The 6,821-nt window shown below is 64.4% G+C and carries 8 protein-coding genes; 4 read left to right on the top strand and 4 right to left on the bottom strand.

Features of this window, described 5'->3' with window-relative positions:
* From bioB to bioC, 4 genes are all read left to right on the top strand, one after another.
* A partial coding sequence (bioB, locus tag VIE67_RS11215; protein ID WP_332026216.1) for a biotin synthase BioB occupies positions 1–907 on the top strand: 907 nt, incomplete at its 5' end.
* 33 nt (positions 908–940) lie between these two features.
* Positions 941–2,140 (top strand): 8-amino-7-oxononanoate synthase, encoded by a 1,200-nt coding sequence (gene bioF, locus VIE67_RS11210; protein ID WP_332026214.1) that lies wholly within the window; start codon positions 941–943, stop codon positions 2,138–2,140.
* 5 nt (positions 2,141–2,145) lie between these two features.
* Positions 2,146–2,925 (top strand): pimeloyl-ACP methyl ester esterase BioH, encoded by a 780-nt coding sequence (gene bioH, locus VIE67_RS11205; protein ID WP_414707346.1) that lies wholly within the window; start codon positions 2,146–2,148, stop codon positions 2,923–2,925.
* A complete protein-coding gene (bioC, locus tag VIE67_RS11200) occupies positions 2,922–3,788 on the top strand; it encodes a malonyl-ACP O-methyltransferase BioC (RefSeq protein WP_332026210.1) in 867 nt (288 codons plus the stop codon). Before bioH ends, bioC begins: the two co-directional genes overlap by 4 nt.
* A 7-nt stretch (positions 3,789–3,795) precedes the next feature.
* On the opposite strand, the gene VIE67_RS11195 is transcribed toward bioC, so the two are convergent.
* The 4 genes from VIE67_RS11195 to VIE67_RS11180 all read right to left on the bottom strand — a co-directional run bounded on the left by VIE67_RS11195 (position 3,796) and on the right by VIE67_RS11180 (position 6,214).
* Positions 3,796–4,413 (bottom strand): DNA-3-methyladenine glycosylase I, encoded by a 618-nt coding sequence (locus VIE67_RS11195; protein ID WP_332026208.1) that lies wholly within the window; start codon positions 4,411–4,413, stop codon positions 3,796–3,798.
* A complete protein-coding gene (locus tag VIE67_RS11190) occupies positions 4,413–4,841 on the bottom strand; it encodes a ketosteroid isomerase-related protein (RefSeq protein WP_332026207.1) in 429 nt (142 codons plus the stop codon). The genes VIE67_RS11195 and VIE67_RS11190 overlap by 1 nt, the downstream gene beginning before the upstream one ends.
* Before the next feature lie 61 nt (positions 4,842–4,902).
* A complete protein-coding gene (locus VIE67_RS11185) occupies positions 4,903–5,913 on the bottom strand; it encodes a pyridoxal-phosphate dependent enzyme (RefSeq protein WP_332026205.1) in 1,011 nt (336 codons plus the stop codon).
* Positions 5,914–6,028: 115 nt separating this feature from the next.
* Entirely contained in the window at positions 6,029–6,214 is a 186-nt protein-coding gene (locus VIE67_RS11180; RefSeq protein WP_332026203.1) for a hypothetical protein, read from the bottom strand.
* Between the last annotated feature and the right edge of the window lie 607 nt (positions 6,215–6,821).

The following is a 6,821-nucleotide window of genomic DNA, read 5'->3' as shown; positions in this document are numbered from 1 at the left end:
TCACGACGCGAATGCGGTGCAGGTGTCGACGCTGTTGTCGATCAAGACCGGCGGTTGCCCCGAGGACTGCGCGTACTGTCCGCAGAGCGCGCGTTATGCGACCGGCGTGAAGGCGGAAAAACTGCTGCCGCTCGACACGGTGATCGCCAAGGCGCAAGCCGCCAAGGCCGCGGGTGCGACGCGCTTCTGCATGGGCGCGGCCTGGCGTTCGCCGAAGGACAAGGACGTGGAAAGAGTCGCCGAGATGGTCGGCGCCGTGCGTGCGCTCGGCATGGAGACCTGCGCCACCCTGGGCATGCTCAGCGCGCCGCAGGCGGCGCGGCTCAAATCGGCCGGACTCGATTACTACAATCACAATCTGGACAGCGCGCCGGAGTTCTACGGCGAAATCATCCACACGCGCGCGTATCAGGATCGCCTGGACACGCTCGAACATGTACGCGAGGCTGGCCTGAAAACCTGCTGCGGCGGCATCGTCGGCATGGGCGAATCGCGCGAGCAACGCGCAGGCCTGTTGCAAACCTTGGCCAATCTGCCCGAGCAGCCGCAATCGGTGCCGATCAATCGCCTCGTCCAGGTCACCGGCACGCCGCTTGCCGGCACCGCCCTGCTCGATCCGTTCGAGTTTGTGCGCACGATTGCGGTGGCGCGGATCCTCATGCCGCAGTCGATGGTGCGCCTGTCGGCCGGCCGCGCCGAAATGAGCGACGAGTTGCAGGCCCTGTGTTTCTTCGCCGGCGCCAATTCGATTTTCTACGGCGAGAAACTGCTCACCACCGGCAATCCCGATGTCGAACATGATCAGGCGCTGTTCGCGCGGCTCGGGATTCATGCGCTGGAGATCTCCGCGGTTGAAAATGCGCACGAACCCGGCACGGTACACGCGGATATCGTCGAGGCGGCTTGAGCTCGCCCCCGGTGCGGGCTCGGAAGCGAACGCATGACCCGTCCGGATCTTCTACAGCATCTCGGTGCCGCGCAAAGCGAACGCGCGCGGCAGGGCTTGCTGCGCCGCTTGCGTACGGTGGAAAGTGTCGACGGGGCGCGTGTCGTGATCGGCGCAAAGACCTTGCTCAATTTCGCCAGCAACGATTATCTGGGCCTTGCCCAGCATTCGGCTCTTCAGGAAGGTCTGATTCGCGCAGCGCGGCAATGGGGCGTCGGCGCGAGCGCGGCGCATCTGCTCGGCGGGCATCGCGAGGAGCATGCAGCGCTCGAACAACAACTCGCGCAATGGACGCGGCGCGAACGCGCGTTGCTGTTCTCGACCGGTTATATGGCGAATCTCGGCGTGCTGCAGGCGCTGCTGGGCGAGACGGATTTATGCGTGCAGGACAAACTCAATCACGCCTGTCTGCTCGATGGCGCCAGACTCGCCGGCTGCGAATTGAAGCGCTACGTGCACTGCGATGTCGCCAGCGCGCAACGGCAATTGCAGTCCCGCCCCGAGCGCGCGACGCTGCTGGCCAGCGATGGCGTATTCAGCATGGATGGCGACGTCGCTCCACTGGCGGAACTGGCAGCATTGTGCAAGACGCAGCAGGCGACCTTGATGGTCGACGATGCGCATGGCATCGGCGTGCTCGGCGATGAGGGCGCCGGCAGCGTGGCTGCCACGGGACTCGCGCAGGACGAGGTGCCGGTGCTGATGGCGACGCTCGGCAAGGCACTCGGCGTGGCCGGCGCCTTCGTCGCGGGCAGCGCGACGCTGATCGACGGACTGGTGCAATTCGCACGCGCGCATGTGTACACGACCGCGATGCCCCCGGCACTTGCGGCGGCCACGCGCGCGGCGGTCGATATCGCACGTTTTGAAACCTGGCGGCGGGAAAAATTGCAGCGGCTGATTGCGCACTTCCGTCACGGCGCGATTGAGCGCGGCATTCCGCTGCTGGTTTCGCACACGCCGATTCAGCCGGTGCTGATCGGTGCAAGCAGGGCAGCTTCCGTGGCGGCGGCAAAACTTGAAGATGAAGGTTTTTTCGTGCCCGCGATTCGGCCACCGACCGTCGCGCAAGGCCAAGCGCGTCTGCGCGTCGCGTTGTCCGCCTTGCATGAAGAAGCCGATATCGAACGCCTGTTGAATGCACTCGCGCGCGCGGTTGCGCATGCACGTCGCGCAATGCGCAAGGACTCCTGACGATGCTGCATATCGAATCGCTCGGCAGCGGCGCCGATCTGGTCCTGCTGCACGGCTGGGCCATGCATGGCGGCATCTTCGCGCCGCTGACGCCGTTGCTCGCACAGCATTTCCGCGTGCATGTGGTCGATCTGCCCGGGCATGGATTCAGTCGCGACGAGATCGGCGACGGCGACACGGTCGATGCACGCGAATGGGCCGCGCGCATTGCCACGGCAATACCCTCCAGTGCGATCTGGGTCGGCTGGTCGATGGGCGGCCTCGTTGCGTTGCATGCGGCGCTCGATACGCCAGCGCAGGTGCGTGGCCTCGTCGAGATTGCGGAATCGCCGCGCGTGCTCGCTGCGCCGGACTGGCTGTACGGCGTCGCCGAGTCGGTGCTCGCCGAATTTGGCGCAGGCCTGCAGCGCGACTACCGCCGCGCGATCGAACGTTTTCTCGCGCTCGAACTGATCGGCAGCGCGAATGCGCAATCGATGTTGCGCGATCTCAAGGCGCGCGCATTCGAGCGCGGAACGCCCGCACTGCGCGCGCTCGTTGACGGCCTGCGCGTGATCGAGACATCGGATCTGCGCGCGCGCCTGCACGAACTTTCGATGCCAAGCCTGTGGATCGCCGGGCGGCGCGATCGGCTCATTTCCGCAGCGGCGCTGCGCTGGTCAGCGCAGCACGCGTCTGCGGGCACCTACCTCGAAATCGACTCGGGCCACGCACCGTTCCTGAGTCATCCCGCCGAAGTTGCGGACGCGATCGTCGCGTTTGCCAGGGATCTGCCGCGGACATGACGCCGCCGCTGGATACACAGCAGATCCGCCGCGCCTTCGGCCGCGCCGCGGCAAGCTACGACGCGCATGCGGCCTTGCAGCACGAAGTCGAAAACCGTCTGCTGGAACGGCTCGATTACCTCGAACGCGAGCCTGCGCGCGTGGTCGATATCGGCTGCGGCACCGGCCGCGCCGCGACGGCGATGCGCAAGCGCTGGAAGGGCGCGCAGGTGATCGCGCTCGATCTCGCCACACCGATGCTACGCCGGATCAAGGCCGGCTGGCTGCATCCGCTGCTGCCGGTGAATGCCGATGCGCGCGCGCTGCCATTCGCCGACGCCAGCATCGATGTGTTGTTCTCGAATCTATGCGTGCAATGGATCGACGATCTACCCGTGCTGTTCGACGAATTCCGCCGCGTGTTGCGTACGAGTGGATATTTTGCTTTTTCCACTTTCGGACCGGATACGCTGCACGAGCTGCGCGGCGCCTGGGCGCAGGTCGATCGCGCACCGCACGTCAGCGCGTTCGCGGACATAGGTCGCGTCGGCGATGCCTTGATGCTGGCCGGCTTCCGCGATCCGGTGCTCGATGGCGAGCACTTCACTCTGACCTATCCGGATGCATCGTCGCTGATGCGCGAATTGAAAGCGATCGGCGCCACCAATGCCGATGCGCGGCGCGCGCGCGGACTGACCGGACGACAACACTTTCGCCGGGTTGCCGACGCGTACGAGGTCTGGCGTACGGGCGGCTTGCTGCCAGCAACGTACGAAGTGATCTATGCGCATGCCTGGGCGCCCGATCCGGGCCAGCCGCGCCGAGCGCGCGGCGGCGCCATCGCAAGCTTCCCGGTCGAGCGCTTGCGCGGATCGCGGCGGTAAAAGCTGTCTACACCTCAGCCTCGCGGAAGCAGTCGACCAGATGATCGTTGACCATGCCGGTCGCCTGCATATGCGCGTAGACGATGGTCGAGCCGACGAAGTTGAAACCGCGCTGCTGCATATCGCGGCTCAGGCGATCGGATAGCTTGGTGCGCGCAGGTACATCGCCGCGCCCGCGCGGGCGATTGCGGATCGGCTTGCCGTCCACGAACGACCAGAAATAAGCATCGAGGCTCCCGACTTCGTCGATCACTTTCAACGCCGCCTGCGCGTTGCGGCGCGCCGAGTAAATTTTCAGTCGGTTGCGGATCAGTTCCGGATTCTGCAGCAGTTTTTCCAATGCGGCATCGGTCATGCGCGCGACACGTTCGATGACGAAACCGTGAAACGCGCGCCGGTAGGCGTCGCGCTTGTTCAACACCGTGCGCCAGCTCAAACCTGCCTGCGCGCCTTCGAGGACGAGAAACTCGAACAGTTGCGTATCGTCGTGCAGCGGCACGCCCCATTCGCGGTCGTGGTAGGCGCACATCGCGGCATCGTTGGCCGCGGCCCAGAAGCAGCGCTTGCGCGATTGCGCGGATTCTTGCGCGACGGTTCGCGACGCGATCGCGCGCGACGCGGCCATCAGGATTTGCCGGCCACCTGCGCGGTCCAGTCCGGCAGGTTGTAGTAATTGGTCACGCGCGCGATGCGGTTGCCGTGCACATCGAAAAAAGCGCCGGCCGGCAGGACATATTTCTGCCCATTCGCCGGTGGCAGACCTTCGTCGGTAACGAGATAGCTGCCGTGCACGACGAACTCCGCGGCGGCGCGCACACCGTCGTCGCTGGCCATCGCCACGATATCGCGCAACTGCTCGCGATAGCAGCGCTCCATATGCGCAAGGAACGCGCGAAACGCCGGCTTGCCCGCCTCGCGCCTGCCCTGGTTGATGTCGTGCACGACATCGTCGCTCAGGCATTCGAGCATGCCGTTCCAGTCGCCGGCGTTGAACGCGGCGTAGTAGCGCTGAATCAGGGCGACGCTGCGCTCGGCGGCTTGCGAATTGCTCATGGGTGCTCTCTGGATAGGTTATCGGGGAATGAGCTGGTGGTCGGCGCCGGCATCGAGCGAATCACCACGGCAGATGATCCAGATCGACATTGCCGCCGGAAAGAATCACGCCGACGCGGCGGCCAGCGAAATGTTCGCGGTAACGCAGCACCGCCGCCAGCGCCGTGGCCGAGGACGGTTCGATCACGATTTTCATGCGCTCGAAGACCAGGCGCATCGCCGCGACCGTTTCCGCGTCACTGACCGGCAGCACGCGCACGTCGTATTGGCGCATCAGCCGGAAATTGATTTCGCCGATCGTGCCGCGCAGGCCGTCGCTGATCGTCTGCGGCACGATATCGGTGACCCGCACGCCGCGCCGCAGCGATTCGTAGGCATCCGCCGCACCCTCGGGCTCGGCCGCAAATATTTGCATGCGCGGATCGCGTGCGATGGCCGCAATCGCGCTGCCGCTGATGAGTCCACCGCCGCCGACCGGCGCGATCAGCGCGTCGACTTCGCCGACTTCATCGAGCAGTTCCAGCGCGGCCGTGCCCTGGCCTGCGATAACCGCAGGATCGGTGAACGGGTGCACCAAGGTTGCGCCGGTTTGCAGGCGCAGGTGCTCGCTCGTCGCTTCGCGCGCGGCGAAGGTCGGCGCGCAACTGTGCAGGGTGGCGCCGTAGGCGGCGATCGCCGCGAGTTTGGATTTCACCGCGCCTTCGGGCACGACCACATGTGCCGCGATTCCGCGCGTGCGCGCCGCCAAAGCGAGCGCAGCGCCGTGATTGCCCGATGAATGGGTAATCACTCCGTGTTCGGCGACGTCGTCGGACAGTGACCATACCGCGTTGCAAGCGCCGCGGAATTTGAACGCGCCGGCGCGCTGAAAATTCTCGCACTTGAAGACGAGGGTGGCGTCCGCCAGGGCATCGATCCCGCGCGCGCGCAGCACCGGAGTCCGCGCAATATGCGGCGCGATCCGCGCCGCAGCGCGTACGATCGTATCGAGACTGATCTGGCCGGACGCCGGATCGGTTGCGGCGATCGCGGATGCTGCAAGTCGCGGCGGCACAGTTTCGGCGTTTGTCATACGTCGATTCTACGAAAATGGCGGCCGCGTTTGTTGGCTGTCCTGCGCCTGCAACAGCCCCGCCCTGCTGCTTTGACCGCTGCCCTGTTTGCCGCATCCCGCGGCTATAGGATTTTCAGCCTTGCTGCGTGAATTTGCTCAAGGCTGCCGCAACGTGGTCGCGTTTGGCTTGCAGGCTTTCGAGCACGTTCTCATCGTTGCATGCTTCTTCCATTGCCATTTCCAAGCGCCCAAGCTCGACCATCAGGTCGTGGCGCATAAAGATCTGATCGGTGGTACCGGTGGAACCTACGGCGAACATGACTAACCCCCTCTCCTGGAACTTAAAAGAAATCAAACACCCTGAATGTTTGGCAGCATAGTTTGTGCCAACCGCTGATTCGCTTGCGCGCGCGGCATCGGAATCGCCAGTGACGCTGGAGGTCAGAACCTGACACGAGCTGCGGCTTTATGCGTCATTCACATTCGGAATCGCTGCGTGATTTACACTGCGCGCGCAATCACAGTTTGCGAGATCTGGAGCCATTAAGCTCGCAAAGAAGGACCTGACACTCCTTGAAGTTGGGCACGATTGCGTGCAATCTGTCGCCGCAGAATTGGGTTACTGGCGCCCGGCATACGGTCCTCTTGGATTCCCCCTGTTCCTAAGACCGCCGGGCGCCAGCCTTTCTTCCTGAAATCCCTTCCGCTTTCGTCCCTTACTGCTTCCTCGCGTGCAGACGCAAATCGGCCCCTGAGCCCAATTGACAGCGCGCGAACGCGCAAGCTGTGCGTTGCAAGGAGTGCGGAGCAATAGCAGCAGAAACCGTGCCAAGACGAGTTTGGTATGCTTTCCGCAGACGAAACCACCGCCCAGGGGTGGAATCAAGGGTTTGGTAGCCGGCGTGTCGCCTGCTCAATCGCGGATC

The organism is Rudaea sp., assembly GCF_036560865.1.
GTDB lineage: Bacteria > Pseudomonadota > Gammaproteobacteria > Xanthomonadales > Rhodanobacteraceae > Rudaea.
Note: the sequence above shows the minus strand (reverse complement) of the source record. Positions and strands in the feature narration are given on the sequence as shown.

Excerpts from the sequence above, each read along its gene's own strand:
- bioF (WP_332026214.1), top strand. The coding sequence starts at position 941 with ATGACCCGTCCGGATCTTCTACAGCATCTCGGTGCCGCGCAAAGCGAA.
- bioC (WP_332026210.1), top strand. The coding sequence starts at position 2,922 with ATGACGCCGCCGCTGGATACACAGCAGATCCGCCGCGCCTTCGGCCGC.
- VIE67_RS11195 (WP_332026208.1), bottom strand. The coding sequence starts at position 4,413 with ATGGCCGCGTCGCGCGCGATCGCGTCGCGAACCGTCGCGCAAGAATCC.
- VIE67_RS11190 (WP_332026207.1), bottom strand. The coding sequence starts at position 4,841 with ATGAGCAATTCGCAAGCCGCCGAGCGCAGCGTCGCCCTGATTCAGCGC.
- VIE67_RS11185 (WP_332026205.1), bottom strand. The coding sequence starts at position 5,913 with ATGACAAACGCCGAAACTGTGCCGCCGCGACTTGCAGCATCCGCGATC.
- VIE67_RS11180 (WP_332026203.1), bottom strand. The coding sequence starts at position 6,214 with ATGTTCGCCGTAGGTTCCACCGGTACCACCGATCAGATCTTTATGCGC.